32 protein-coding genes are annotated in these 23,180 nt (G+C 40.6%); 2 read left to right on the top strand and 30 right to left on the bottom strand.

Annotated features, from left to right (window positions below):
- Positions 1-18: 18 nt before the first annotated feature.
- Positions 19-1,200 carry a tyrosine--tRNA ligase gene (tyrS, locus tag K8Q91_01425; protein MCE9628634.1) on the bottom strand — a complete coding sequence of 394 codons (1,182 nt, stop codon included), beginning with the start codon at positions 1,198-1,200 and terminating at the stop codon, positions 19-21.
- 151 nt (positions 1,201-1,351) lie between these two features.
- On the opposite strand from tyrS, the gene K8Q91_01420 reads away from it, so the two are divergent.
- Positions 1,352-1,555, top strand: a complete 204-nt coding sequence (locus tag K8Q91_01420) for a hypothetical protein (GenBank protein MCE9628633.1) — start codon at positions 1,352-1,354, stop codon at positions 1,553-1,555.
- A 512-nt stretch (positions 1,556-2,067) separates the two neighbouring features.
- Here K8Q91_01420 and msrB read toward each other — a convergent pair.
- The 13 genes from msrB to K8Q91_01355 all read right to left on the bottom strand — a co-directional run bounded on the left by msrB (position 2,068) and on the right by K8Q91_01355 (position 10,932).
- Positions 2,068-2,472 (bottom strand): peptide-methionine (R)-S-oxide reductase MsrB, encoded by a 405-nt coding sequence (msrB, locus tag K8Q91_01415; protein ID MCE9628632.1) that lies wholly within the window; start codon positions 2,470-2,472, stop codon positions 2,068-2,070.
- A 12-nt stretch (positions 2,473-2,484) separates the two neighbouring features.
- Positions 2,485-3,759, bottom strand: coding sequence for an NAD(P)/FAD-dependent oxidoreductase (locus tag K8Q91_01410; GenBank protein ID MCE9628631.1), 1,275 nt, complete (start codon positions 3,757-3,759; stop codon positions 2,485-2,487).
- 67 nt (positions 3,760-3,826) lie between these two features.
- Positions 3,827-4,174 (bottom strand): TfoX/Sxy family protein, encoded by a 348-nt coding sequence (locus K8Q91_01405; protein ID MCE9628630.1) that lies wholly within the window; start codon positions 4,172-4,174, stop codon positions 3,827-3,829.
- On the bottom strand, positions 4,171-4,866 hold the full coding sequence (locus K8Q91_01400) for a DNA alkylation repair protein (protein ID MCE9628629.1): 696 nt from the start codon (positions 4,864-4,866) through the stop codon (positions 4,171-4,173). The genes K8Q91_01405 and K8Q91_01400 overlap by 4 nt, the downstream gene beginning before the upstream one ends.
- A 3-nt stretch (positions 4,867-4,869) precedes the next feature.
- Entirely contained in the window at positions 4,870-5,379 is a 510-nt protein-coding gene (locus tag K8Q91_01395; protein MCE9628628.1) for a hypothetical protein, read from the bottom strand.
- 4 nt (positions 5,380-5,383) lie between these two features.
- A complete protein-coding gene (locus K8Q91_01390) occupies positions 5,384-7,084 on the bottom strand; it encodes an AAA family ATPase (GenBank protein ID MCE9628627.1) in 1,701 nt (566 codons plus the stop codon).
- Positions 7,085-7,087: 3 nt separating this feature from the next.
- The gene (locus K8Q91_01385; protein ID MCE9628626.1) at positions 7,088-7,930 is read right to left on the bottom strand and encodes a PD-(D/E)XK nuclease family protein; all 843 of its coding nucleotides are present in this window, start codon (positions 7,928-7,930) and stop codon (positions 7,088-7,090) included.
- A gap of 67 nt (positions 7,931-7,997) precedes the next feature.
- Positions 7,998-8,387: a cupin domain-containing protein gene (locus K8Q91_01380; GenBank protein MCE9628625.1), complete on the bottom strand. Its 390-nt coding sequence runs from the start codon at positions 8,385-8,387 to the stop codon at positions 7,998-8,000.
- Positions 8,388-8,410: 23 nt separating this feature from the next.
- A complete protein-coding gene (locus K8Q91_01375; protein ID MCE9628624.1) occupies positions 8,411-8,812 on the bottom strand; it encodes a hypothetical protein in 402 nt (133 codons plus the stop codon).
- A 23-nt stretch (positions 8,813-8,835) separates the two neighbouring features.
- Positions 8,836-9,402 (bottom strand): ATP-binding protein, encoded by a 567-nt coding sequence (locus K8Q91_01370; GenBank protein ID MCE9628623.1) that lies wholly within the window; start codon positions 9,400-9,402, stop codon positions 8,836-8,838.
- Between the two features lie 2 nt (positions 9,403-9,404).
- Positions 9,405-9,803 (bottom strand): tryptophan-rich sensory protein, encoded by a 399-nt coding sequence (locus K8Q91_01365; GenBank protein MCE9628622.1) that lies wholly within the window; start codon positions 9,801-9,803, stop codon positions 9,405-9,407.
- A gap of 4 nt (positions 9,804-9,807) precedes the next feature.
- Positions 9,808-10,584, bottom strand: coding sequence for a hypothetical protein (locus K8Q91_01360; GenBank protein MCE9628621.1), 777 nt, complete (start codon positions 10,582-10,584; stop codon positions 9,808-9,810).
- A gap of 6 nt (positions 10,585-10,590) precedes the next feature.
- Positions 10,591-10,932 (bottom strand): MliC family protein, encoded by a 342-nt coding sequence (locus tag K8Q91_01355; GenBank protein ID MCE9628620.1) that lies wholly within the window; start codon positions 10,930-10,932, stop codon positions 10,591-10,593.
- Between the two features lie 220 nt (positions 10,933-11,152).
- Between K8Q91_01355 and K8Q91_01350 the strand changes: the two genes are divergently transcribed.
- Entirely contained in the window at positions 11,153-12,415 is a 1,263-nt protein-coding gene (locus tag K8Q91_01350) for an NAD(P)/FAD-dependent oxidoreductase (protein ID MCE9628619.1), read from the top strand.
- On the opposite strand, the gene pyrH is transcribed toward K8Q91_01350, so the two are convergent.
- From pyrH to K8Q91_01270, 16 genes are all read right to left on the bottom strand, one after another.
- The gene (pyrH, locus tag K8Q91_01345; GenBank protein ID MCE9628618.1) at positions 12,408-13,124 is read right to left on the bottom strand and encodes a UMP kinase; all 717 of its coding nucleotides are present in this window, start codon (positions 13,122-13,124) and stop codon (positions 12,408-12,410) included. The genes K8Q91_01350 and pyrH overlap by 8 nt on opposite strands.
- Positions 13,117-13,677 carry an AAA family ATPase gene (locus K8Q91_01340; protein MCE9628617.1) on the bottom strand — a complete coding sequence of 187 codons (561 nt, stop codon included), beginning with the start codon at positions 13,675-13,677 and terminating at the stop codon, positions 13,117-13,119. Before K8Q91_01340 ends, pyrH begins: the two co-directional genes overlap by 8 nt.
- A 43-nt stretch (positions 13,678-13,720) precedes the next feature.
- Positions 13,721-14,131: a DUF1761 domain-containing protein gene (locus K8Q91_01335; GenBank protein MCE9628616.1), complete on the bottom strand. Its 411-nt coding sequence runs from the start codon at positions 14,129-14,131 to the stop codon at positions 13,721-13,723.
- Positions 14,132-14,143: 12 nt separating this feature from the next.
- Positions 14,144-14,767: an MBL fold metallo-hydrolase gene (locus tag K8Q91_01330; GenBank protein ID MCE9628615.1), complete on the bottom strand. Its 624-nt coding sequence runs from the start codon at positions 14,765-14,767 to the stop codon at positions 14,144-14,146.
- A 47-nt stretch (positions 14,768-14,814) separates the two neighbouring features.
- Positions 14,815-16,287, bottom strand: coding sequence for an ATP-binding cassette domain-containing protein (locus K8Q91_01325; protein MCE9628614.1), 1,473 nt, complete (start codon positions 16,285-16,287; stop codon positions 14,815-14,817).
- 20 nt (positions 16,288-16,307) lie between these two features.
- Complete coding sequence (locus tag K8Q91_01320) at positions 16,308-16,865, bottom strand: hypothetical protein (protein ID MCE9628613.1); 558 nt, start codon at positions 16,863-16,865, stop codon at positions 16,308-16,310.
- Positions 16,866-17,195: 330 nt separating this feature from the next.
- Entirely contained in the window at positions 17,196-17,591 is a 396-nt protein-coding gene (locus tag K8Q91_01315) for a DUF2177 family protein (GenBank protein ID MCE9628612.1), read from the bottom strand.
- A gap of 2 nt (positions 17,592-17,593) precedes the next feature.
- Positions 17,594-18,118: a hypothetical protein gene (locus tag K8Q91_01310; GenBank protein ID MCE9628611.1), complete on the bottom strand. Its 525-nt coding sequence runs from the start codon at positions 18,116-18,118 to the stop codon at positions 17,594-17,596.
- Positions 18,119-18,162: 44 nt separating this feature from the next.
- Positions 18,163-18,657, bottom strand: a complete 495-nt coding sequence (locus tag K8Q91_01305; GenBank protein ID MCE9628610.1) for a M48 family metallopeptidase — start codon at positions 18,655-18,657, stop codon at positions 18,163-18,165.
- Positions 18,658-19,043: 386 nt separating this feature from the next.
- Positions 19,044-19,289, bottom strand: a complete 246-nt coding sequence (locus K8Q91_01300; protein ID MCE9628609.1) for a GIY-YIG nuclease family protein — start codon at positions 19,287-19,289, stop codon at positions 19,044-19,046.
- A gap of 26 nt (positions 19,290-19,315) precedes the next feature.
- On the bottom strand, positions 19,316-19,735 hold the full coding sequence (locus K8Q91_01295; protein MCE9628608.1) for a DUF1761 domain-containing protein: 420 nt from the start codon (positions 19,733-19,735) through the stop codon (positions 19,316-19,318).
- Positions 19,736-19,816: 81 nt separating this feature from the next.
- Complete coding sequence (locus K8Q91_01290; GenBank protein MCE9628607.1) at positions 19,817-20,227, bottom strand: DUF1801 domain-containing protein; 411 nt, start codon at positions 20,225-20,227, stop codon at positions 19,817-19,819.
- Positions 20,215-20,670: an SRPBCC domain-containing protein gene (locus tag K8Q91_01285; GenBank protein MCE9628606.1), complete on the bottom strand. Its 456-nt coding sequence runs from the start codon at positions 20,668-20,670 to the stop codon at positions 20,215-20,217. The genes K8Q91_01290 and K8Q91_01285 overlap by 13 nt, the downstream gene beginning before the upstream one ends.
- A gap of 68 nt (positions 20,671-20,738) precedes the next feature.
- Complete coding sequence (locus K8Q91_01280; protein ID MCE9628605.1) at positions 20,739-21,200, bottom strand: hypothetical protein; 462 nt, start codon at positions 21,198-21,200, stop codon at positions 20,739-20,741.
- Positions 21,201-21,231: 31 nt separating this feature from the next.
- Positions 21,232-21,633 carry a large conductance mechanosensitive channel protein MscL gene (gene mscL, locus K8Q91_01275; protein ID MCE9628604.1) on the bottom strand — a complete coding sequence of 134 codons (402 nt, stop codon included), beginning with the start codon at positions 21,631-21,633 and terminating at the stop codon, positions 21,232-21,234.
- 332 nt (positions 21,634-21,965) lie between these two features.
- On the bottom strand, positions 21,966-23,174 hold the full coding sequence (locus tag K8Q91_01270; protein ID MCE9628603.1) for a pyridoxal phosphate-dependent aminotransferase: 1,209 nt from the start codon (positions 23,172-23,174) through the stop codon (positions 21,966-21,968).
- Between the last annotated feature and the right edge of the window lie 6 nt (positions 23,175-23,180).

Below are 23,180 nucleotides of genomic sequence, written 5' to 3'. Positions count from 1 at the left end.
AAAGCAAGGCTTTTGTGTCTATAACAAAACCTTCACCACCTGACGCTTACCTTTTTGAATGATGGCTTCGGGAGTTACTTCTACATCAACTGATTTCACCACCTCATCATTCATCCTCACCCCACCCTGGTCAATCACTCGCCGAGCCTCGCTTTTACTTTCAACTAAACCTGTTTCCACTAAAACGTCGAGGATATTAGCACTAGTCACTTTTACTTCTGGAATCTCTTCTGGTAAACCCTTATCTCGAAAAACAGTCTGAAAATATTGTTGCCCTTCTTTCGCTCCCTCTTCACCGTGATACAACTTGGTAATTTCTAAAGCCAAAATTTCTTTTAAGTCACGAGGGTTGATTTCTCCTTGCTCTAACTGTTGTTGATATTTTTTTACTTCGGCCACCGGCAAAGTAGTACAGTGTTCGAAATATTTACCAATCAGATCATCTCGCAAACTCATTACTTTTCCAAACATATCTTTTGGTTCATCAAGAAGATTGATAGTATTTCCCCAACTAGAACTCATTTTCCGGCCATCCAAACCTTCAATTAAAACCGTCGTTAGAATATCCTGTGGTTCTTGATCATAATGTTTCTGTAATTTTCGGCCGGCCAGCAAGTTAAACCATTGGTCAGCCCCACCCAACTCCACGTCAGCTCGGACGGCTACAGAGTCATAACCTTGCATGATCGGATACAATACTTCTCGCAAAGACACTCGAGTCCCTTTGTCTAAACGGGCTTTAATATTTGAACGAGCAATAAAATCATTGAGAGAGAAAACGTCGGCTTGCTCGCCTATTTCGTTATATAACAAACCACCCAACCAATGCGAGTTATAAACCACTTCAACCAAATTAATATTTAAAATCTTTTCTGCTTGGCGTAAGTAAGCCTGCATATTTTCTGTAACAATCTCTCGAGAAAGCATTGGTCGTTCGGCGTCTTTGTCACTAGTGTCACCAATCACGGCCGTAAAATCACCAATCAAAAAAATAATCTGGTGACCAAGATCTTGAAATTTCCTCAGTTTTAATAAAGGGATAGCTCGGCCGATGTGAAGATTGGGACTAGTTGGATCGATACCTAATTTTACTCTTAATTTTTCACCGGCTTTGAGACGAGCTTCTAGATGAGCCCGATCGACAATATTATCAACACTGCGGGTTAAAATTTCCGCGATAAGAGTTTCTTGTTCAGACATAGAGAAATTATAGCGCGTTTGATAATTGATTCAAAATATTTTAGTATAATTGACTTTGTTTTATTAAATATGTATAGTCTCAAAGGACCGACACAGTAACCATGGAGGAAGTGTCAGGATGAAGTGGATGTTGAGTCTTAGAAATTGGCTAATGATTTGGTTCTGGGAAATGGAACTGAGGAGGATCCAAAAAGAACTAGTTATCATCAATGCCAACATCGAAAGCAAGTGGGGCAACCCACGTCGAAATGTGGAGAACAAAATTCGTCTCCAGACAGCAGAAAGATCGATGAAAAAGAAGCTCGATAAACTCAAAGGAGGGGCCGATGTCGCCAACCAAGAATCAGCTGCATAAACAGAGAAAGATCTTGGGTCGCCACAGGACCTTGTTGAAAAAGGTCCAGGAATCTGGCTCTGGCAACCTGAAACGGAAACTCCGTAATCTAGAAGCCAGAATGCGCCGAGAAGGACTTCCATCATAACCGCCGCACTCATACGGCCGTTCCCGCGATCATCTTCGCGGGAACGGTTTTTTTCTTTTAGTTAAATTGACTTAAAACTTTAGTCCTTGTAAAGTTATTATTGGTATTAGAACCTATAGACAACAACCATAGGGGGAAGAACTTTATGTTTTACCATCCGATAATATGTCTCCAGCTCCTGCTTATCGGTTTCCGAATTTGGTCACTCGAGATGTTCCTTGAGTCTGCCGACGAGCAACGAGAGGAATTAACGGATCAAATAAAACCAGCCATAGCTGAGCTGGAAAGGCTCTACCAAGAAAAAACCAGTATGGAGATGTTGTATTTTGTATAAACTTCACTCCAAACACCCACAGCCTCGCGAACTTCCCAGTTCGCGAGGCGCTTATTTTTCTTCCGTTTTCAAATCAAGTGAACAAGAGTTAATACAAAACCGCTTACCAGTTACTTGCCCTGAGCCTATCGAAGGGTCTTTTGGTCCGTCATTGAATACGTGACCTAAATGAGCGCCACAATTATTGCAAACCACTTCAGTCCGAATCATACCGTGACTTTCGTCTGAGATTTCTTTTACTGCTCCCGGTAAAGCCTGATCAAAACTCGGCCAACCAGTCCCTGAATCAAATTTGGTATTAGAATCAAATAGTTTCGCTCCACAAACAATACAGTTATACATCCCAGAATCTTTAGTACTTACATACTGACCAGTAAAGGGAGCTTCCGTTCCCTTTTCTTGAGTGACAGTATACTGCTCTGGAGTTAACCTCTGCCTCAACTCTTCTTTATCCATATAATATTTAAATTAGGCTTTAGTAATATCGCGATAAGAGAAAATACCCAACGTCCAATCTAAAGCAATTTTGAAACGCTTTTCCCAAGAAATAAATTTAAACAGATAAATAGTGCGCCATAAATACCAAGCTACCCGGCCGGAAAACCTTAGAAACATCATCTCAGCCACCGCATTCCATTGACCCAGCGACACCAGCGAACCCATTGATCGATATTTAAAAGATTGAAAATTTTTAGTCCCACGAATCTCTTCCGCCAAATTGTAAGCTACCGTATCAGCTTGGCGAACCGCCACTTGAGCTAACATTGGGAGTGGTTTACCAGATTTAGAATCAATAACTGAAGCCACGTCACCTAAAGTATAAACATTAGCCCAACCGGTCATTTGCAAAAAGTTATTAGCCATTAGCCGACGCCCAGGATCAAGAGCTACTTCTTGTTTAAATTTAGGGGTATTGGGAGTGGTCCCAGCCGTCCAGATAATAGTCCCCATTTTAATAAAAGTTTTGCCAGCCAACATTACCCCATCTTTTTTAACTTCAATAATAGTCGAAGCCAGATGAACATCTATTCCCCTATCTTTTAAAACCCGTAAAGCTTCTTGCCTTAAGGATTGGTGCAATTGAGTCAGTAATTCTGGCGCTTGAGAAAACAAATATAATCTAATTTCACTAGGTTTAAAAACATTAGGGTAGAGATTGATCATATTATCCCAAAACAATTCCGCCATTTCCGCTACCAATTCTACTCCAGTCGGACCGCCACCAATCACCCCAAAAGTTAGTAATTCCTTTCGTTTAACTTTATCTGTAGTATTGGCCGCCTTCTCAAACGATTCAATAATTCGGGCGCGTAAAGTGATAGCATTACGCAAATCTTTAAGAGTTAAAGTGTATTTATCCGCTCCTGGTACACCATAAAAATTAGTCGTCGAACCCAGGGCTACTACTAAATAATCAAAATTAATTAAACCTTGTTTGGTACTAACTGTTTTTTTTGCTAAATCAATAGAGCCCACTTCACTCACCACCAATTTTACTGTAGTGCGATACAAAAGCTCTCTCAACGACTCAACTACTTGATGATGACCAACACTCCCAGTCGCCACTTCATGAAGCATAGGCGTAAACAAAAAATAATTAGTTTGATTTACTATGGTAATATCAACTTCTTCATCTTTAAAATACCATAACAATTCTTTAACCGTATACAGACCACCAAAACCGGCCCCCAACACAACAATATGCGGTTTAGTAGACACCGATTTAGTTGAAGCCACTTTCATCACTACTTATTGTAAATGATTTTTAAAGAGACACCAAAGATAAACACTGGATATCATTTTTATAAAATTATTTTTTCTTTTCTTTTTTCGTTTTGAGTAAATTTATTTGCACCGAATCCAACACCCACTCTTCCAATTCCCTTGGTTGTTCCAAAATTTCCGCCGGCACCTGCCAATAAGACAAGGTTGTATCTTTTTTACCATTAAAATAAACAAAGGGGTGACTACCGGCTAATTCATATTTAACCCGATTTGTTTCATCAACTTTAAAATACAATTCTCCATCGGCAATAATCCCAAAAACTACTCCATCTAGATATAAACCAAACCCACTAAACATCCGCTTGAAAGTCACTCCAGACATGTGGGCCAATAAATCATAAACTACATAATCACAAAATTCTGATGAGGTCATATATTATTTTTTAAATAAGCCAACCTTTTATTTTCTTCCAATCTTTCAATTGCATAACGCAACATCGTCCTAGGCATTTGCTGATAATGTTTGTTTAAGAATTTTTCTAAAACCAATTCATTTCTTTTACCAATCTCTCGCAACATCCAACCAACTGCTTTGTGAATTAAATCATGAGTATCATTTAATAAAATTTCAGCTAGAGCGAAAGTTTTATCAAATTTATTTTGTTTAATAAAGTAAAAAGTCGATACAATCGCAATTCGTCTCTCCCATAAGTTCTTAGACTTAGCCAATACATCCAACCAATCTTTTGGTTTATCTAAGAGATAGGCACCAACTATTTTATCGGCTGACAAATCAACCAAATCCCAATTATTAACTTGTTTAATATTTTGTTGGTAAAAATTGAAGATCTTAGTCCTAGTTTGGCTACCACCATGATTAAATTGCTCAACCAAGATTAATAAGGCTAGTAATCGCTCTTCGTGAATCTTGCTCTGGAGTAATTTCTTAACTTCCAGTAGAGACAACTTGGAAAATTGCTTAGCAACTCGCCTGGTCTCAGGCACTGACACCCCCATAAAAATATCACCTTCACCATACTGACCTGGTCCAGTCTTAAAAAAAGAAACTGAGATCTTGGCCCGATTTTTATTACTTAATCTTTTTAAAGCCAGTTGAGGCGACATAAATTAAATTTTACGGCTGTCGTAAGCCCAATGAAGCAAAGCTTGACGTTGGCGAGGACGACAACCAAAATCTCCTACTCGACAATGATGGGCAATCTGAGCCAAGTGACGTCTCATATTTTTCCAACGTTTAATTTGTCTTTCATCCTCTACTGGCAAGCGACGACCTTGATAATAACGACAGTACCATTGAAACCAACCGCGCGGGTCATGATCTTCATTGATCCAACCTTTCTGGCGCCAAATCGCGAGTGGTTGAGAGGCTTTAATTTTGAAAAAATTTAATTTAGGATAAGCTTTCTCTGGTGACAATTTAGCTTCTTTAAACCAGCTAGCTGGAAACTCGCCTCGGCAGTCAGTCATATACTTACCACCAAAAACTCCCAACTTTAACATCTCAGCTGGAGTTAAATCTGGTTTAAAGTCTGGGTCAAATTTTTTCCCCACGGGCGCAACCAGCTCATATTTATAACCCTGCTGCATTTTATCGTTAACAGTCACAATTTTTTTCATAATTTTATTTCTTAAACTCAACAAATAATCGAGCTAACCGAATATCATCAAAAGAACAATCAAAACCTTCTTTATCTAAAATAGTTTTGACCGGTGACAATTTATTATCTTTGGTTTTATGAAAAGCTTTTTTAATCTTAGTTAACAGATCGTGATTCGGCTTCAGGTGATCTAATTTTACTGGTACCTCGTTGGTTAAAGCTTTTTCTAAATGGGTGAAAATAGTACTCGTCGTCAATTTTCGTTCTTTGGCTACCTGAGCAATAGTTTTACCTTCAGAAATCATTTTCGCGGTCTCCACTTCCGTCGCTCCCTTGGTTTTGTCCACCAAAGATCTTTTTTGTTTGCTAGTTTTTTTATCTTTAACTGTTCCAACTTCAGGCCAAGTCCCACCCACCCGAGCCACAAAAGCTCGATGTTTATCTGCCATTTTTTCTTCCCCCAGGCTTTGCACCGCTCGTTCAGCTAAACGTGACTGTTTATGTAATCCCACATCAAGACTTGCCACCCCAGGATGAACCGACAAAGCCATATTGTTGAACCCCTGCAGATACAGACCATCGAGAGTCCGCAATCGAGATAATGCCACATAACCCATCCCGTGAGTAAAAGAGCGAGATAGGTCGATCACCGCCGAATCCAAACTCATTCCCTGACTTTTATGGATAGTAATCGCCCAAGCTAAGCGCAACGGCACCTGAGCAACCTCGGCTTTTATTTTGCCATCTTCTTCGATCGCCCAAGATTCAGGAAAAACTTTAATAATTTTACCCTGCTTGGTTTTGATCACTGGCGCATCAGCTTCACAGGACACCACTGTCCCCAAAGTGCCGTTCACATAACCGCGTTCATAATTATTTTTAACACACATTACCAAAGCCCCGGGTTTCAAAGCTAAATGTTCTGGCGCTAAGACACTTTTTTTGAGAGTTTCAACTAAGTTACTTTTACCTTTGGTGACCATGTCGTAATAATGAACATCTTCTTCCAAGGTAGCGAGTTCAGCGAGGTTGACCCGGTCAATATCATGATTGTGAGCATAAAGTCTCGTCACCGTCATCTCAGCCTCATCCAGACCCACTCGAGACGACAACTGGTCGACCACATCCTGGTCCACCGACCCATTACGAATAGCATTTAAAATATTAGAAAAATTATCATCATGTTGACGATGTTGTTCGGTAAGATAACAAATAACCGGATCCAGCGCTCGCCACGCTCGAGCATTATAAGCAAAAGCGGTCACGTCATCTGATTCTCGATTACGGTCAATCGGCGGTAATTGGAAAAAATCACCCGACATAATAATCTGTAACCCACCAAATGGTTTGTCTCCATCTTTAAACAAGCGACAAACCTCGTCGACCAAATCAAGGGTGCTAGCGTGCAGCATCGACACCTCATCAATAATCAACACTTTAACTTTACTAAACCGATCGTGTAAATATTTTCGACTACCTAATTCGTCTAAATCATAAGGACTCAACTCTTGTCTAATTCCAATCCCTGTAAAAGAGTGGATAGTTTGGCCACCTAGGTGAGTGGCGGCAATACCAGTCGAAGCGGTGACCGCAAAACCAATTCCACAATCACTCAGCCACTCAATATACCGATTGAGTAAATAGGTCTTACCACTACCAGCGTTACCAGTCAGAAAAATACTGGCCCCAGTTTTTAAAATATTAAGAGCGTCGGTTTGAGTCATAAGCTAAATAATATAAAGATCAGCTCCATAACCACCAACTCCCAAATATTCCGCCTGACCAGCCACAATTTGCTCATAAGGTTTGCAAGCAAAGCAACCACCCTCCCCTTTTGGGCATAAGAAAGTTTTTGTTTCGCGAGCTTGTTTAACCTGTCGAGCTACCGCCAACACTTTGGCTTTAGCCTCATCAGGATCCGGCAAAACCATATCAACTGGCTCATCATCTCGATCGAGATACCAATAAGCCGCGCCCGACACTTTGCGCTTTTGCAAAGCATTTAACAACAATAAATATATCGGCAATTGCAATGAATCATCACTTTCTTCATGCTTGCCAGTTTTAAAATCTAACACTTTCACACTGTCGTCGGCTTCAATATATTCCAACCAGTCTATCAAACCACACAGAATAATATTATCATCCTCTGATAAATAAAAGTTGGGCGGCATGGAGTTGTGAGCCTCTGGTAACTTAACTGTTTTTTGAGCTAAAGGTCCAGGCTGATTAATCACTCTCTCGATCATGGCTCGGCCGCGCGCTTTAGCTTCACTCTCTTCTCCTTCGGATTTGAAACCACCCTTCCGGCCAGACACTTCTTGCCAATTTATTTCAAAATCAGACAGTAAATCTCGTTTCAACCGGTCAGCTACGGGTATAGTCTTCAGAGCTTCAATCGTATTATGAACCGCCTGACCAAGTGACATTGCCGGACTAACCAAACTAATTTTGTGATTAGTCTTAGGGTCTTTATAAACATTATGTAAAAAATAAGCGCGCGGGCATTTCAAAAAATCCCCCATTGAGGAGTGCGAGACCCACACCGCTGTATACTTGTCTATAGCCATGATTTAGTATTTTACCACAAAACCGACTCTTCGCCGGTTTTGTGGTTTATATCTTTAATTTAAAGCTCTAGTTCCCAAAAGCCTCGTCCTCTTCGTCAGCCACCGCATCATCTTTGGTAGCGTGAACTCGACCGTCGATATGGTTAGCGGGAGAATAAATAGTGTAGAGCTTAAGATCTACATCACCAGTATTAATCAGGTTGTGCTCTGAGCCAGCTGGTACCAACAAAGCGGTCCCATCTGCCAAAGGATACTCCTCATCATCAACCACCGCCTTCCCTTGCCCTGCTTCGATCCGGAAAAATTGATCAACCTTATGCACCTCTACCCCAATCTCTTCTCCAGGCAACAAAGACATCAACACCACCTGACTGTGAGGAGCGGTGAAAACCACCTGCCGAAAATTAGTATTAGTAATTGTTTCTTCTTCAATATTTGTAATATAAGGTTTAGACATATTTTTTAAAATTAAATTAATAACTACACTTTAGACTTCTCTGATAAAGCCATAAAGAAAATGGCAATATAAAACAGTAGGCCAATAAAACAACTAGGTACACCTAGTGAGAAAGCACCTACACCACTCGTCATCCAGACTGGTAGATCTAAATAACTAGAATAGCCGGCAAACAATATTCCTACGGCCGACACAGTCATGATCCAATTTAAAGCCGAATTAATCTTCAAACGATTACTAACCAACAAATAAGCCAAAATAGCTAAAGTCAGATAGATAGCAAAACCATAGTAACAAGCTGGATAACCAAAGAAAATCGGGCACGATTCTTTTAAAGCACAGTTATTACTTAATAATTTGACTGCACTGAGATAGCCGGCAAAAATTGTCCCGCCAATACTCAGGATTAAAATAGTCCTTTTCATATACCCAGTATTATACACCCAAGCTACAGCAATTTTAAGACCTCAGGATAGGCTTCTTCAGCACTCGTAAAGACTGAATAACCATACTTTTGCGCTTCAGCTTGATATCGTGGACGTTCACCGTAGAAAAAAGACTCGGCTTCTAATTTTTGCAATTCCTCAGTGTCACCCCAACGTGGGTCAGCTATATTACGTCGCAATGTTTCCTCAAAAGTGGTTCCGATCAAACAAAGACCAGACCAATCTAAATCTCGTTTAACTAAATGAGGTAAAAGATTAACCCCTTCAAAAATAACCGGTCGAGCTTCACCAGCAAAAGACTGGATATATTCTATAATCCCCGGCCACAACTCTTCTGATTGCCAGACCAAGTTGACCCATTGTTCGTCAAAAGTAGTGGTCGTGTAATAAGTTTTTTCGTCTTGGTCTAGATAGAAATTAATCGCTTGTTTAAATCGTGGATCGCCAGCCTCTTTCTCTCGCCAATCATCAATCCGCACATGTACCCCACCAGTCTCTTTAGCTAACTTTTCTGCTAAATATGATTTACCAGAAGTTGGAATACCGGTGATAAAAAAGTCTTTGGACATTTTTAACGATTGATATACGTCACCGTTAACTGAAGAACGGTCGCAAAGCAGACCCACGCTAGATAAGGCAAATTGACGAAGGAGACCCAAGAGGCATAAGGATAAATAGCCACCAGAGCCCAGACTAGAGTGATCAAAACCAATAAAATATCCAAAGCCGCTAGATAATTGTTTTGCAGGCCGAATTGGATTGGTGAGAAAATAAAATTAAACAAAAGATTCAGTAAAAATGGTAGCACTACCATAAAGGAGACTCTTTTGTTTAGGAACAGATAACCAACATAGCCAAATGACCCCGCAATGATCACATAGAGAACAGTCCACACTGGACCAAAGAGCCAAGCTGGTGGGGCCCAGGTCGGCTTGATCAAAGTTTGATACCAGCTATAAGTATTATCCATAAAATTAGTTAGTTGAGGTAGACTCGCCAACTGGGCACTTGAACTCACAGTTTGGACCAGACCGACCAACATAAGAACCATCAGGACACATTTTGGCATCCATCGTACAAAAGACCGCTTCAGTTGGTGGAGTCACCGGCTTAGGATCAGAGACCGTCACCGGTTCAATCACACTTAATTGCCCAGACTTAACTGACAAATTGATAGTTTTAGGTACACTTGGCACCGCTGCCATCGATTCGTTTTCACCTCGATCAAGAATAAAAACATCAACTAAATAATCAACACCTGTCTTAATTGAATTACCAGTCTCTACTTCACTAACCTTAACTCGATCACCCAGCAAGACCATAGATTTTTGGACTAACTTCCCTTGTTTGTTTTCAAACAAGACTAAATAAACAAAGTTACCGCTACCACCATAATCAACCACCATTGTAGTCAAAACATCAACTCGATCACCTACTTTTTGAATCTCGATTATATTACCTAGTGTCACACTTCCTTTGATAGGAGTATCTTCCGCTGAAAATTCCGCATTACCATTGACCAGGGTCACCCCCTGAGACACATCATCTAGGTCGATGGTAGCTGTCTTAAGTAATTGCTCCGCTTCACCAAGACTCAAGGTAACCGGAGTACTAGAAGCCTGATCACCAAAAAGAGACTTAAAAGTTGGGTTCTTTAGATAAGTTATATAGACATAGCCGCCAATCACCACCGCCACTAGGAGTAGCAGCAGGATAGTGATCGTTTTGAAGTTGTTTTGTTTTTTTGCCATATTAAATTAATTATTATCATTCACACAACCACCGATAGTCATCTTACCATTTTCCTCAACAAAAGCGGTGTTACCCTTATTCCAAAAAACAAAAGATTCCTCCGTATTAGCATAACGAGCACCCGAGGCAGACATCACTTGAGGTAAAATCAGAGTTCGACCATCAGACAAAACCAGGTCGACCTGACTATTGGCAAAAGTGGCTTTAATAGTTTCCCCTTCAGCACAAGTGAAAACAAAAGCGCGACCATTGTCAGTCAAACGACTCAATAAACCTTGTTCATAGGCATAAATAAGTCCACCCACCAATACAATTAAAATAACTAAAATAAAATTTCTAGTGTTCATATTTATCTAGTATAACACTTTTTAGCGCCTCTGGTGGATTGCCTGCAACCAGGCTAACCGCTATTGATAGACACCTTGCATGAGCAAAAAACTAGCCAACAAAATAGCTATAAGTGATAATAAAATTAAATAATTAGCCGTACATAAATTAACTTAGATTAGTATAGTAAAATGCTCATTGAGTGGCATTCTGTCATATAATTTGCCATGATAGACAAGCATGGATAAAACAAATTCAATTTATGATGTGGTCGTGATCGGTGCTGGACCAGCTGGCATGATGGCAGCGGGTACTGCCGCCGCCACTGGCGCCCAAGTTTTGTTGATTGAGAAAAACGACAGTCTTGGCAAAAAACTTCTCATCACTGGTGGTGGCCGCTGTAATCTAACCAACGCCGAATTTGATAATCGAAAACTGCTAGCCAAATTTAAAGACAGTGATAAATTTTTGTTTTCCGCTTTTGCGAAGTGGAGCGTACAACACACGCTAGATTTTTTCCACCAACATCAACTGGACACCAAGGTCGAAGCCGAGGGACGAGTCTTCCCAGTCAGCAACAAATCTCAATCAGTTTGGGATGTTTTAGTCAGTGAACTCAAGAACCACAATGTAGAAATTTTATCCAACTCCCCAGTCAAAAAAATCTTAACTGATCAAGGACGGATTACGGGTGTCCAACTAAAAAATAATACTATTATTACTAGCCACTCTTTTATCCTAGCTACCGGTGGACAATCTCGACCAGAAACCGGCTCAACTGGTGACGGATTTAAATGGTTGGAAGAACTAGGCCACCAAGTCACACCACCAAGCACAGCTTTAGTTCCCGTTAGTCTAAAAAATTCCTGGCTCAAAAATCTCCAAGGGATTAGCCTGCCCGACGTTAAAATCACTATTTTTCAAAATGGTGTCAAACAAGCAAAACAGCACGGTAAAATCTTATTTACCCATTTTGGTGTCACCGGTCCGACCATCTTAAATATGAGCCGAGAGATTGGTGAATTATTGAAATACGGCGAAGTCTCCATGACTATCGACACCCTCCCTAATCTAGCTGAAGATAAATTAAATACTGAGCTAGTGGCTACCCTTCACCAGGACAGTAACAAAAAAATAAAAAATGTTCTCAACCTTCTAATTCCCTCTGGTTTAGTTGCCACCATTTTAGAGCTAGCCCAGATCAACCCCGACCAACCTTGTCATAGTGTTACTCGCGAGGAAAGACTAAAACTAATCAAAACCCTAAAACACCTACCCGCTGAAGTAAAAGGTTTGTTAGGTGAAGATAAAGCCGTAACCTCTAGTGGCGGAGTCAAACTAACTGAGGTTGATTTTAGAACCATGCAATCTCGTCATTACTCCAATCTTTATATCATTGGTGACTTACTAGATATCAACCGTCCTTCTGGTGGCTACAGCCTCCAACTATGCTGGACTACTGGTCACGTCGCCGGCGAAGCTAGCACCAAGAAACCTAATTAGAAATCAAAGTACCCACGTCAGCCCCACTCACAATCTGACTGACATTACCTTTGGTTAAAAGATCAAAAACACGAATCGGCAGGTGATGGTCCATCGCTAAAGAAATAGCCGCATTATCCATGACATTTATTTCTTGGTTTTTTAAGACATCTAAATAAGAGATTTTAGAAATTGCTTCGGCGTCAGGATATTTGTTGGGATCTTTGGTGTAAACTTTATCAACTTTAGTCGCTTTCAATACTAATTCACAATCAATCTCCAAAGCAGTTGAAACAGCCGCGGTGTCAGTGGTCACATAAGGATTACCGGTTCCACCAGCCACGATTACCACTCGGCCTTTTTCTAAATGACGAATCGCTCGACGGCGAATATATGGCTCAGCCACTGAGTTGATCTGAACTCTCGTTTGCAACCGGGCAGGCTGACCTTTCTTTTCCAAAATATCCACCAAGGCCATCCCGTTCATCACTGTTGCCAACATACCCATATAGTCAGCAGTTGCTCGTTCGATCATTGATTCGTTTTTAGCTAGAGTTGCTCCTCGCAAAAAGTTACCTCCACCAACTACAATCGCCAACTGAACTTTGGTATCAGCCAGTAGTACTTTTATTTCTTCTGCTAAAGTAGCCACAAAATCAACATCAATACCGAAAGCTTGTTTACCAGCAAATTGTTCACCCGACAACTTTAGCAATACTCTTTTATACATGATTTATTTGATTAACCATCTCATCAACTTGGACAAATAAATCTTCAAATGAACCATTATTTAAAAACAAATACTTTGCCCTTTTAATACAAGCGGCTAAATTTTGTTTATTGGGATCAACACTAGTCATCTCCCTTTCCTCATCAGCTTTAAAGTGATCAAAAGACACATTGTCAGTACTAGAGTTACGCAAAACAATCCGGTCGTAACGGATTTTTGTTTCAGCGTCTACCGCCACCAAATAAAAATTTGGCAAATTTTCCAAAACGTCAATTTCTCCCGGAGTTCTAACTGACTCGATCACCGCATTGTGGCCGTCAGCAAAAGCTAGTTTATATAATTGCTCTACGATATAACCAGGGTGATTTTTGGCTCGCAAATCGTTACCCACTTCCACCATACTATCGCGATTGACCGGCAAACCTCGCTTGATCACTTCAGCTGTTAAAAAATCTCGCGCCGAGTAGTGTTTGAAGTCGTATTTATCTTTAAGATGATCAACTACCGTTCCTTTTCCTGCTCCTAATGTTCCAGTAATACCAACGATAATCATAATATTACCACCTACTATATCATCCTCAATCCAGACTGCCAAATTAGGCCCAAAAACCAAGAATAAGACCAAAAACGACAAATAAAACCAATTGGTAACCAGCTTGAATTAAAAATCTAGCTTTCGCTACTTCTTTGGAATCGTTATTCCACAGAGCACTACCTGCCAAGATTGGCACCACAAAACCCAACCACGCCAACAAAGCGTAATTCAAAGCCTGAACACCATTCAAACCCGTAATTAAAATAGCTAAGACGGACACCTGAACCGCCGTCATCAAAAATTGTAAAAAATAAAGCGGTTTAGCTTTTTTCTGCATTTCTGCTCGAGCCTGTAATGTTAGATCGTCAGCCTTAATAACCTTCAACCATAATTTACCAAACAAGGGCCCATACCACACAAAACCAATAACTAGAGAAATCGCTGTACAGACGAGAATCAATAAATAAATCATAAAAATTAATTATTAAATAATATTAAAACCACTATTTTTAGCCAAAAACATAAACTCAGTTTTAGTTTCTTCTATTTTCTCGTAATGCATAGGAACAACCATCTCAATTTTTTTGAATTGCTTAATAAACTCCAAAGCTTCCGTTGGACCAAAAGTATAAAAAGTTCCCACAGGAATAAGAGCGTATTGAACTTCTAGGTCAGTTACTTGTAAGCCGGACGGATAAAACATATCACCAGCAAAGTATAATTTTTGCTCATCAACAGTCATCAAAAAACCAAAGTTTTCTCTAGGTTTAACTTTTGTATTGGGCCCATGGTCAACATCAAAAACAGTTACTTGAATATCTTCAATATTAAACCTGTCTCCAGTTTTAATCTCAATGATTTCACAGTCTAAGTTTTCTTCGCCTATTATTTCTAAACATTCCCGGTTAAGAAAAAGCTTTTTAGGCTTTAATTGTTTGATATGTTCCAACGAAAAATGATCACCATGAAGATGAGAGACTAGAACAGCGTCAACCGACAACCCATCAAGTTTTTCAATTGGTGTATAAGAACCAATATCTACCGCTAATTTATAACCCTGATCGGTCTCTAAAACAAATCCTGATTGTTCGAATTTGGTTATTTTCATAACCTTATTATAACATATTTTTTAATCTAAAATATGGCTCAACCGAGCTATTTAGCCAAATCCAAAGTCTCATCTATTCTAATCTGCTCTACGAATTCTGGCACGTGAGATACCAAGATCATCGCCCCTTGATACTGATCTAAGGCTTTGGCAATGACTGGTAAATGACGGAAGTTAATGTGGTTGGTTGGCTCGTCCAAAATCAAAATCCCTGGTTGTTCGATCACCAAGCGAGCAAAAGCCACCAAACCTTTTTGACCTTCTGACAGATTACCAATTTTTGTATTGATCACATCACTAGTAATAAGAAAACCAGAAGCGATTGAGCGGATTTTTTCTTCATCTAGTCGGCCGGTTAGTTTAAACGACGCATCCGCTAAAGATTTATAAACAGTCTCATTAAAATTTAAGGTTGAAAAATCTTGACGATAATAACCAACCCGCACATCAGCCAACAAAGTCGCCCCTTCAGCTTTACCGGAAGCCAAAGCCTCTAGCAAAGTACTCTTTCCAATACCATTAGGACCAGCCAATAATAAATGTTTATTTTTACGCAACTTAAGATTAACAGTTAGTTTTTTAGGCTTACCATTTTTCAAAACAGACACTGATGATAATGTAATCAAATCTCCCAAAATATCCGGCTGAGCTGGGATCACAAACGGGCGAATAGTTTTGTCTTCTTTGCGCACATCAACTTTTTCCTCTTCTAAGTTCTCCGCCAAAGTTCTCATCCGTTTAGCCACCATACGTAAATTACCCCCCTTCATCGCAAAAGCATTAGCCTGATCCTTCTTAGCCTGAATCTCTTTGGCCAGTAAAGCGTTTTTACGGTTTTCTCTTTCCATTCGAGCTTCAATCTGGTTTCTCACATCGGAGTAGTCTCCAACATATTGTTCAATTTTTCTAGTATAAACATCTAGATACAAAACCGCATCAGTAAAAGCGTTCAAGAAAGTGGCATCGTGAGAAATAACCACGACCGTTTTTTGATAGTTAATCAAGAAATCTGTTAAGTGAGTGATACCCGCTTTATCTAAGTTGTTGGTTGGCTCGTCTAGTAATAAAATATCTGGTTCTTGAATCAAAGCCGAAGCTAAAACCAGTCGAGCCTGTTGACCACCAGAAAATGATTTAATGATCCGATCATGAACCTGTTCGTGACCCTTGAGGTTGACCACTTCCAAAACCTCATCGATTCGTGGATCAATATCATAAACTTTATCTTTAAAACATTTCTGGAAAAATTCCCTGACTGTTAAGTCCATCTCTTCCCGTGGAATCACCTGTCGAGACAAAGCGATCGTGGTTCGAGGAGCTAAGTGAACACTACCTTCTGCTGGCTCATTGGCTCCCGTAATCAAAGAAAAGAGGGTACTTTTCCCTGCTCCATTTTGACCCATGATCGTCACTTTCATTCCTCGTCTAATAGCAAAATCCACCTCATCTAGGATGGGTTTGTTGTGACCATAATCAAATGAAACTTTTTCAAAGCGGATAACCACTTCACCGTGTGCCATAATAGTTATCCTTAATTAAGCTATTTCTTTTTACTGACTGACTTTTTAGCCGGCGCCTTAGTACTCACCGCTTTTTTAATTACCGCTTTTAGGTTGGCTGTTTTTTTAACTTCCTTTTTTGATTCTGAAGATACTTTTGGTGCAACTACCTCTTTTTTATTTTCAGTCAATCGCTCAACCGCATTAACCAAACGATCTAATTTTAGACTAATTTCACTTAGTTGTTTTTTCATTTCATCACCACCTGGAGCTGAAGGACGAGAAAAATCTGGTCGAGCAGACGCTGATCGATCATTGAAATCTCGACGAGGGGCTCGGTCGCCAAAATCACGTCGTGGTCCGCGATCGTCTAAACCCTTTTTACTACTAAAACAGTCGCTACAGTAAACTGGTTTGTCGCCAGTTGGACGGAAAGGCACTTCACAAATCTTGCCACATTCAGCACAAGTGGCTTTATGCATTGGTCGATCACCGTCTCGGTCATTACCCCAACTCTTTTTAGGAAAGCTTGGTCGGCCACCACCGTTACCGCCTCTGAAACCGCCACCTCTATTTCCTCCTCCTTGATAGTTTCCCATATAGTTATTTGTATTAGTTACTTACCTGCCTAGACAAGTTGTTATTATTATATTGTAAAGTGTACGCTTTTTCTGGCCAATAAGCAAATTTAACCGAAAAACACCCCCAGATTACTCCAAGGGTGCTTTTACTTAGACAAAACTTATTCTTTTGTCTCTGTTTCTACTTCTACTTCTGGTTCACCCACAGTTGTCTCTACTTCGGTCTCTACTTCAGCTGGGGTAACTGTAGTAGTTGTAGTTGTTGTTTCATCTGACATAACAATATTTTCATTAAGTCTGCTAAGGCGACTGGACGGAGTATATACGACTAAGACAATAATACCTAATTTATTTGAAGTAGTTGATGATAGAGACCACCACCACACTGGCGGCTCCTGTAAAAAATGATCCCCACGCCAAATCAACTAAAGTGACGACTAGGGGCCAATCTTTCAAAGTAGCCTGGTTCGTCAAATCATAAGTAGCGTAAGCCACGAGACCAAATAAAGCCCCCATGACAAAAATCCAGACCAAACTAGAACCCTGTTTCAAACCAGGAGAAACAACAAACAAAGAAACTCCTAAGGTATAAATCAAGTAGAAAATAACAACCGGCGTAAAACTAACTGTCGACGCAAACAAGTGGCCAAGCCAACCTTTATAGTTAGAGACCATCAGTGATAACCAAATACCATCAAACACAGCCAACGTCACCAAGGTGACTAAGTAAATAATAATATTCATAATTAAACCTCGCGGAAAGTTACCCCAGTTGGTAAAACAAATTTAGAATCATCTGAATTCCAAGTCTGGCAATCATAATCTCCAATCTGCTCAGCGTTAAATGAGTAGGTTCCAGACGTTCCTGTTTGATTATCGACTACTTTTTGATCTGCCACCTTAGCTTTGAAACCCATAGTTGGGGCCATAGACGTCCAGGTGTAAGTAAAACCATCACGCACAATCAAGGTGGTATCAATACTCACCCCTTGGACTTTGGTATTATATTCTCCTCTGATCATTTTGTTGTTCAGATAAGTTAAGCCTTGGGTATCGACTCCTCCAATCGATTGGTTGATAGTACATTTGTAAGAACCGCCGATTTTAATAAATTCCGAAAAAGGAATTTTCTTACTATCACCCGCCTTAGTGATAGTTTCTGACTCATTAACCAAACCAACCGTCTGATTTGATTTAAAAATAAAGTAACCACCACCTACTACCACCAGACCCACCAAAACCAAAGCTACTATCTTTACTTGTGATGACATATATATTTTGCAATTTAATAATTAGTCTTGATTTTATTCCTTTTTTAGGACAACACAAGACCCTTTCTTTGCAATTCTCGTCTGAGTACTAAATAATCGGGTATTGTTTCGGCAACCAAAAGCCAAAACCGAGATGAATGATTAAATTCTTTTAAATGACACAATTCGTGAACGATAACGTAATCAGATAAAGATTGAGGCAATAAACCCACTTTATAATTAAAATTTAAATTCCCCTTCTTCGAACAACTACCCCAGCGAGTGCTCTGATTACGAATCGAAATGGCACCATATTTAAAACCATAATTTTCATTTAACTCTGCCACTCGTTTAACAATATTTTTCCGGACCTGTTCTTTGTGACTAAGATAGTGTTTTTTCTTTTCTGTTGGAGTTAGCCTCTTGGGCAAACCAAGTTTTTCAGCCTCAGCCAGACGATTATGACTGATCTCCACCTGACGTTTAATCCAATCCTGCTTATCAGCGACAAACTTTTCGGCCAGCCTAAGAGGCACTCGCCAAGGCACTGTCACCAACACCGAACCATCAGATCGAACAGTGATTCGTAAATTTTTGGCTAGTCGGTTTTTCTTAATGATATATTCCATAATCTAAGTAAAAATAATATCACGGAAAAAAGAAACGGGCGCCTCGACATCGTCGAGGCGCCCATAGACTATGGCGAGACCCGTAAAACGGATTCGTTGCATCTGACACAGGCAGACAACCTGACCAGAATTCACACCGATTGGACTAGCTTTTGACCGTACTGGCTCGGGCTAATCTTCTCGTCAATCGCCTCGTTCTAGACCGAGGGTTGAAGTCTGTACCGGACTGTGGCCTTACCCAGCCCGGCGATGTGAACCAGTCCAATATAATACATCATATTATTAAAAAGTAAATGCCTGGATATTTTATGAATTCATCAGTCACAAAACAAACCCAATTTCTTTTCCCTTTTCCAACTCTTTATTTCCGCCTCTCGTTTTCGACCTTCAGCCAAAGTAGCCAACTCTTCTTGGTATCTTAACACCACCGGCCGACGCACCTTCGTGTAATGAGCCCCTGATTTAGAGTTATTATGTTGATGTAATCTTTTTTCGAGATTGTTAGTACAGCCAACATAAAGTGACCCATCTGCACATTCTAAAATGTAAACAAAATGGGTCACAAAATATTTATTAATTAGCTTTATTTTTACCAAGCTGCCAAAATCGCACCCATAGCCGCCATCATTAATATTGAGCAGCCAACCTCATACAGCCATAATTTATAATTTTTACCCATCCAAATAACATCCATTGACGATGAAGTAGCCAAGAAACCAACCGCTAGCCAAATACCAAAAATAGCACCTCGAGACGCTGTCATCTGACCCATGACCGGTGATGTAGACACAGCCCAAATAATACCCGCCATCACAAAAGCAGTCACAAAGTTAGCCAAAAGGTTCCATAACATTTGCGGAATCATATCGGCAAACTTTTCCTTCCCTGTCGGATGAATATCGGCGAGTTTCATCCACAATTTCCCTCCGATCGGACCGTGTAATAGAAAACCGATCACAAAAGCCACGATAGCTGCTACTAAAACACTAAGTAAACTGAATGGAAACATAATATTTTTATTAAAACTACTAATTAATTAGATTATAGCACTTAAAAAGACAACTCCCACCTGACGAGTATAAAGAAATTTCTATGTAATCTTTTTTAGCACCCCTTTCCTTTTGACTATATTTTTATAATCCCACTGTATCTCTTTAGCCTTTTTCAACCAGCGTTTTAGGTTCTTCTTATTGATTTGCACCACATCTGTGTATCTAATTTCAGCCGCCTTAAAGCTACCTGATTTAAGTAAATCCTCCTCATCAAAAGATTGTCCACTCCAGAAAAGAAGCCGGACACAATCTTTCAACCTATCATAGCCAACAATTGGATTGCCGTCTAAAAACCAAACGGGATTAGCGTGCCAGATTTTATTTTCTGCGTTTGGAAGATTTAGGGTTATCTCTGCCGCTAGTACATCACACACGTCTTTATCTTTTTTAGATAAGTTTTGGTTATATTTTTGAATCTCAATCGATAGTTCATTTTTTATCGTTCGCATATTTCCTTTAGCTTTAAAAGGGCTTTGGGCCACATTCCTTCAAACATTTCTTTCATCGCTTGAGATTCCGGACTTGATTCCATCTCCATATCTATGGCCAGTAAAGTTTCTACGCCTTTGTCAGTGAAAGTATAGTTCTCAAAAGCTGGAAGCCACTTCTTCACAGCTTCACTAGTGGTGTCTTCTACCCCATTTTTCATTTCTCCTAGATGTTTAATGGAAACAAATTCATACGGAACATTTTCAGCTATTTCTGATACCATCCCCGATCCACCGGATCCCAAAAATTTTATTTTACTTCCCTTGTCCCAAGAACCTTCGTAGTAAGAAGTTGGCTCAAAAACACTAGTCCACTCTTTGTACGTTTCTAACTCTAACATCGTATTCCATACCTTTTGTACGGGTGTGTTTATTACTATCTCAAAATGCATTGTTTCTTTCATATTGATGTCATTATACTAATTTGTAAAATTTTTGACTATCAGTGAGGCGCCAACCTCTCTAATCTTGTTTAATGTAAATACTTCTCTGTCTGCAACAGCCTTTTAATTTCCGTCTGAATATCGACAATATCTTGATCAGTTAGTGGCTCTAGTTGGCCCACCTCTTGTTCGAAAGCCTCAGCGGTCAGAGGAAATCTTAAAGCCCAGCCATATTGTTGATTAGTCGCTCCCTTGGCTCGACCGTACAGATGAATATGCAACTCGTGCCTCCAGTTACCATTGTCTTGGTAGTTAATTCGGCCTAGGTCTATACCATTTTTTGCTAAACCAATTTTCATAGCCTCACCCGCCACCATGGTTAGCATTATCAATTCTTTAGCTAACTCTAGACTTAGTTTGGTTCGATCTTCGACTGGCACTTTAGGATCGATAATCAAATGACCACCATCAGTTCGACTCAAGTGTGGGTTACCCAGAGTAATCACTTGGAAATTATCAGTTTCAAAAATTAGTTTTGGGGTGGAGCGCATTAGAATAGTTATTTAAAATCCTACTAAAAATTTAAACTACCGCCTGAGCACAATGCGAACAACGCTTAGCTTCAAGTGGAATTTCACTTAAACACTCTTTGCATTTCTTGGTTGTTGGATCAACTGATGGTTCTTTACGAGACTTAGCAATAAGCACATTCATCGGCTTCACCACAAAGAAGAAGACTGAGCCAGCTACCAACAAAAATGAAATGAGGGTATTAATAAAATGACCATACATAAACTGACTACCGTTTAAGGTAAAATAAAGACCACTAAAATCTGGCACTTTAGCAATAGCGGCAATCAGTGGAGTCAGAAGATCAGACACCAAAGCCGTGACAATTGTTCCAAAAGCAGCACCAATCACGACACCGACAGCCAGATCAACTACATTTCCTCTTAAGAGAAAGGTTTTAAATTCATTCAACATAAAAATCTAGTAAAATATTAATGATTCTACTTTACTGTGTTTACTAACACGTGGCAAGGGCGATAAATTTACCCCCACAAAACTTAGTTAGAAAATTTTAACCCCCTTTGTAATTAATCCTCAACCACTTTGATTGAATCAAAGATTACTCCATCGAGATCAAATATTAATAGTTTAGTTTCCATGTGTTTACACTTTACCGCACAGGGGTTTTTGGGGCAAACTAATAATATTATTTAACTATCCTAATTTTGAATAAATATTTTATATAAAAAGAAAGGTCTGCGAATCCTGAAAGGACTCGCAGACCGTTTTTGGAACCAAAAGGAGTATTACTTGTAGCTGACGTTGGCTTCCTTGAAGCCCTCAGTGATCGGGCCGATCATCGCTTCCACATCGCCGCACACCGCGTAGCGCATGTACGGATTGAAGTGAACACCAACAATACCCGTTTTCATGATCATCAGACGATTGAACTCCTCGGAGTTTTCAATCACCTGACCGAAGGCGCGTTTCGGACACTGCCACAGAGTGAAGAACCCGGCTTGAGGTTGGACAGCCAACTCCAAACCATACTCCTGAAGGACGTTGGTGAGGAGTTCTGTCCGTCCGGTGTACAGCCGTCGCGTCGCATCCAGCGACTCCCGATCATGTTCCAGAACGTGCAGAATTCCACCAGCCAACGCTGCGTTGAAGCCACTGTCACTGTTGCCTTTCACATTGGCCACGTCGGCAATGAAATCGGCCGAACCGACCATTGCGCCGACTCGCCAACCAGTGAAGTTGCCTATCTTGGAACCGGAGTAGGCTTCGATCCAGGACAGGTTCGGGTAATCCACCGCCACCGCCGCCAGGGTACAGTGCTCATTGGTGTGAGGCAGCGCCGCGTAGGCGGCGTCGTTGAACAGTCGCAAGCCATAAAGTTCGCAGTAGGCGCAGAGGGCTTTCCAATACTCCCGCGAAGCGACTTGCCCGGTCGGATTGCTCGGGTAATTGGTCATGACCAAACTTGACCCGATCACGTTGAGATCTTCCGGATCGAAACGGAACTGATTTCCGGGATTAGTCTCCAGCGCTTGATGACGCACTTGCGCCCCGTTGTCCTCCAGATAACGGCACTGATCCGCCGGAGTGGGATACCCCGGTTTGGTTGTGGTGTACACCCGGAGCGGCTTCTCCATTGGCGGCAAACCATGAAGACAAGCCATGATCACAATCTCCAGCATCGACTTGATGCCGGGAATCGGGAGATAGGCCAGCCGTTCGCCGAACTGGTCGAAACGAGTTGTCGGCACATGAGCTTGCACGAAACGCTGAGCGAAATTCGGAATCACACAGCCGTTGTCCTGGTACTCATGCCACTTCTCCTCGTCGCTCATGATGAGTTCGGCCGCTTTGACTCTGGCCGAGAGGAAAGCCGGCCCCGTCGGTTGTCCGATGGACAGCCGAAAAAGCTGCTTCCCCTCTTCTTCCGCCTCACGGCAGATGGCCTTGATCAACTGGAACAGGTTTGCTCCAGTCTGAATGCGTGGTCTCAACATTTCAGA

It is taken from the genome of Candidatus Vogelbacteria bacterium (assembly GCA_021414225.1).
GTDB lineage: Bacteria > Patescibacteriota > Minisyncoccia > Phycocordibacterales > XYD1-FULL-46-19 > JAIOOX01.
The sequence above is the reverse complement of the archived record's forward strand: the minus strand, read 5'-3'. Positions and strand labels throughout refer to the sequence as shown.

Excerpts from the sequence above, each read along its gene's own strand:
- tyrS (MCE9628634.1), bottom strand. The coding sequence starts at position 1,200 with ATGTCTGAACAAGAAACTCTTATCGCGGAAATTTTAACCCGCAGTGTT.
- K8Q91_01420 (MCE9628633.1), top strand. The coding sequence starts at position 1,352 with ATGATTTGGTTCTGGGAAATGGAACTGAGGAGGATCCAAAAAGAACTA.
- msrB (MCE9628632.1), bottom strand. The coding sequence starts at position 2,472 with ATGGATAAAGAAGAGTTGAGGCAGAGGTTAACTCCAGAGCAGTATACT.
- K8Q91_01410 (MCE9628631.1), bottom strand. The coding sequence starts at position 3,759 with ATGAAAGTGGCTTCAACTAAATCGGTGTCTACTAAACCGCATATTGTT.
- K8Q91_01405 (MCE9628630.1), bottom strand. The coding sequence starts at position 4,174 with ATGACCTCATCAGAATTTTGTGATTATGTAGTTTATGATTTATTGGCC.
- K8Q91_01400 (MCE9628629.1), bottom strand. The coding sequence starts at position 4,866 with ATGTCGCCTCAACTGGCTTTAAAAAGATTAAGTAATAAAAATCGGGCC.
- K8Q91_01395 (MCE9628628.1), bottom strand. The coding sequence starts at position 5,379 with ATGAAAAAAATTGTGACTGTTAACGATAAAATGCAGCAGGGTTATAAA.
- K8Q91_01390 (MCE9628627.1), bottom strand. The coding sequence starts at position 7,084 with ATGACTCAAACCGACGCTCTTAATATTTTAAAAACTGGGGCCAGTATT.
- K8Q91_01385 (MCE9628626.1), bottom strand. The coding sequence starts at position 7,930 with ATGGCTATAGACAAGTATACAGCGGTGTGGGTCTCGCACTCCTCAATG.
- K8Q91_01380 (MCE9628625.1), bottom strand. The coding sequence starts at position 8,387 with ATGTCTAAACCTTATATTACAAATATTGAAGAAGAAACAATTACTAAT.
- K8Q91_01375 (MCE9628624.1), bottom strand. The coding sequence starts at position 8,812 with ATGAAAAGGACTATTTTAATCCTGAGTATTGGCGGGACAATTTTTGCC.
- K8Q91_01370 (MCE9628623.1), bottom strand. The coding sequence starts at position 9,402 with ATGTCCAAAGACTTTTTTATCACCGGTATTCCAACTTCTGGTAAATCA.
- K8Q91_01365 (MCE9628622.1), bottom strand. The coding sequence starts at position 9,803 with ATGGATAATACTTATAGCTGGTATCAAACTTTGATCAAGCCGACCTGG.
- K8Q91_01360 (MCE9628621.1), bottom strand. The coding sequence starts at position 10,584 with ATGGCAAAAAAACAAAACAACTTCAAAACGATCACTATCCTGCTGCTA.
- K8Q91_01355 (MCE9628620.1), bottom strand. The coding sequence starts at position 10,932 with ATGAACACTAGAAATTTTATTTTAGTTATTTTAATTGTATTGGTGGGT.
- K8Q91_01350 (MCE9628619.1), top strand. The coding sequence starts at position 11,153 with ATGGATAAAACAAATTCAATTTATGATGTGGTCGTGATCGGTGCTGGA.
- pyrH (MCE9628618.1), bottom strand. The coding sequence starts at position 13,124 with ATGTATAAAAGAGTATTGCTAAAGTTGTCGGGTGAACAATTTGCTGGT.
- K8Q91_01340 (MCE9628617.1), bottom strand. The coding sequence starts at position 13,677 with ATGATTATCGTTGGTATTACTGGAACATTAGGAGCAGGAAAAGGAACG.
- K8Q91_01335 (MCE9628616.1), bottom strand. The coding sequence starts at position 14,131 with ATGATTTATTTATTGATTCTCGTCTGTACAGCGATTTCTCTAGTTATT.
- K8Q91_01330 (MCE9628615.1), bottom strand. The coding sequence starts at position 14,767 with ATGAAAATAACCAAATTCGAACAATCAGGATTTGTTTTAGAGACCGAT.
- K8Q91_01325 (MCE9628614.1), bottom strand. The coding sequence starts at position 16,287 with ATGGCACACGGTGAAGTGGTTATCCGCTTTGAAAAAGTTTCATTTGAT.
- K8Q91_01320 (MCE9628613.1), bottom strand. The coding sequence starts at position 16,865 with ATGGGAAACTATCAAGGAGGAGGAAATAGAGGTGGCGGTTTCAGAGGC.
- K8Q91_01315 (MCE9628612.1), bottom strand. The coding sequence starts at position 17,591 with ATGAATATTATTATTTACTTAGTCACCTTGGTGACGTTGGCTGTGTTT.
- K8Q91_01310 (MCE9628611.1), bottom strand. The coding sequence starts at position 18,118 with ATGTCATCACAAGTAAAGATAGTAGCTTTGGTTTTGGTGGGTCTGGTG.
- K8Q91_01295 (MCE9628608.1), bottom strand. The coding sequence starts at position 19,735 with ATGTTTCCATTCAGTTTACTTAGTGTTTTAGTAGCAGCTATCGTGGCT.
- K8Q91_01290 (MCE9628607.1), bottom strand. The coding sequence starts at position 20,227 with ATGCGAACGATAAAAAATGAACTATCGATTGAGATTCAAAAATATAAC.
- K8Q91_01285 (MCE9628606.1), bottom strand. The coding sequence starts at position 20,670 with ATGAAAGAAACAATGCATTTTGAGATAGTAATAAACACACCCGTACAA.
- K8Q91_01280 (MCE9628605.1), bottom strand. The coding sequence starts at position 21,200 with ATGCGCTCCACCCCAAAACTAATTTTTGAAACTGATAATTTCCAAGTG.
- mscL (MCE9628604.1), bottom strand. The coding sequence starts at position 21,633 with ATGTTGAATGAATTTAAAACCTTTCTCTTAAGAGGAAATGTAGTTGAT.
- K8Q91_01270 (MCE9628603.1), bottom strand. The coding sequence starts at position 23,174 with ATGTTGAGACCACGCATTCAGACTGGAGCAAACCTGTTCCAGTTGATC.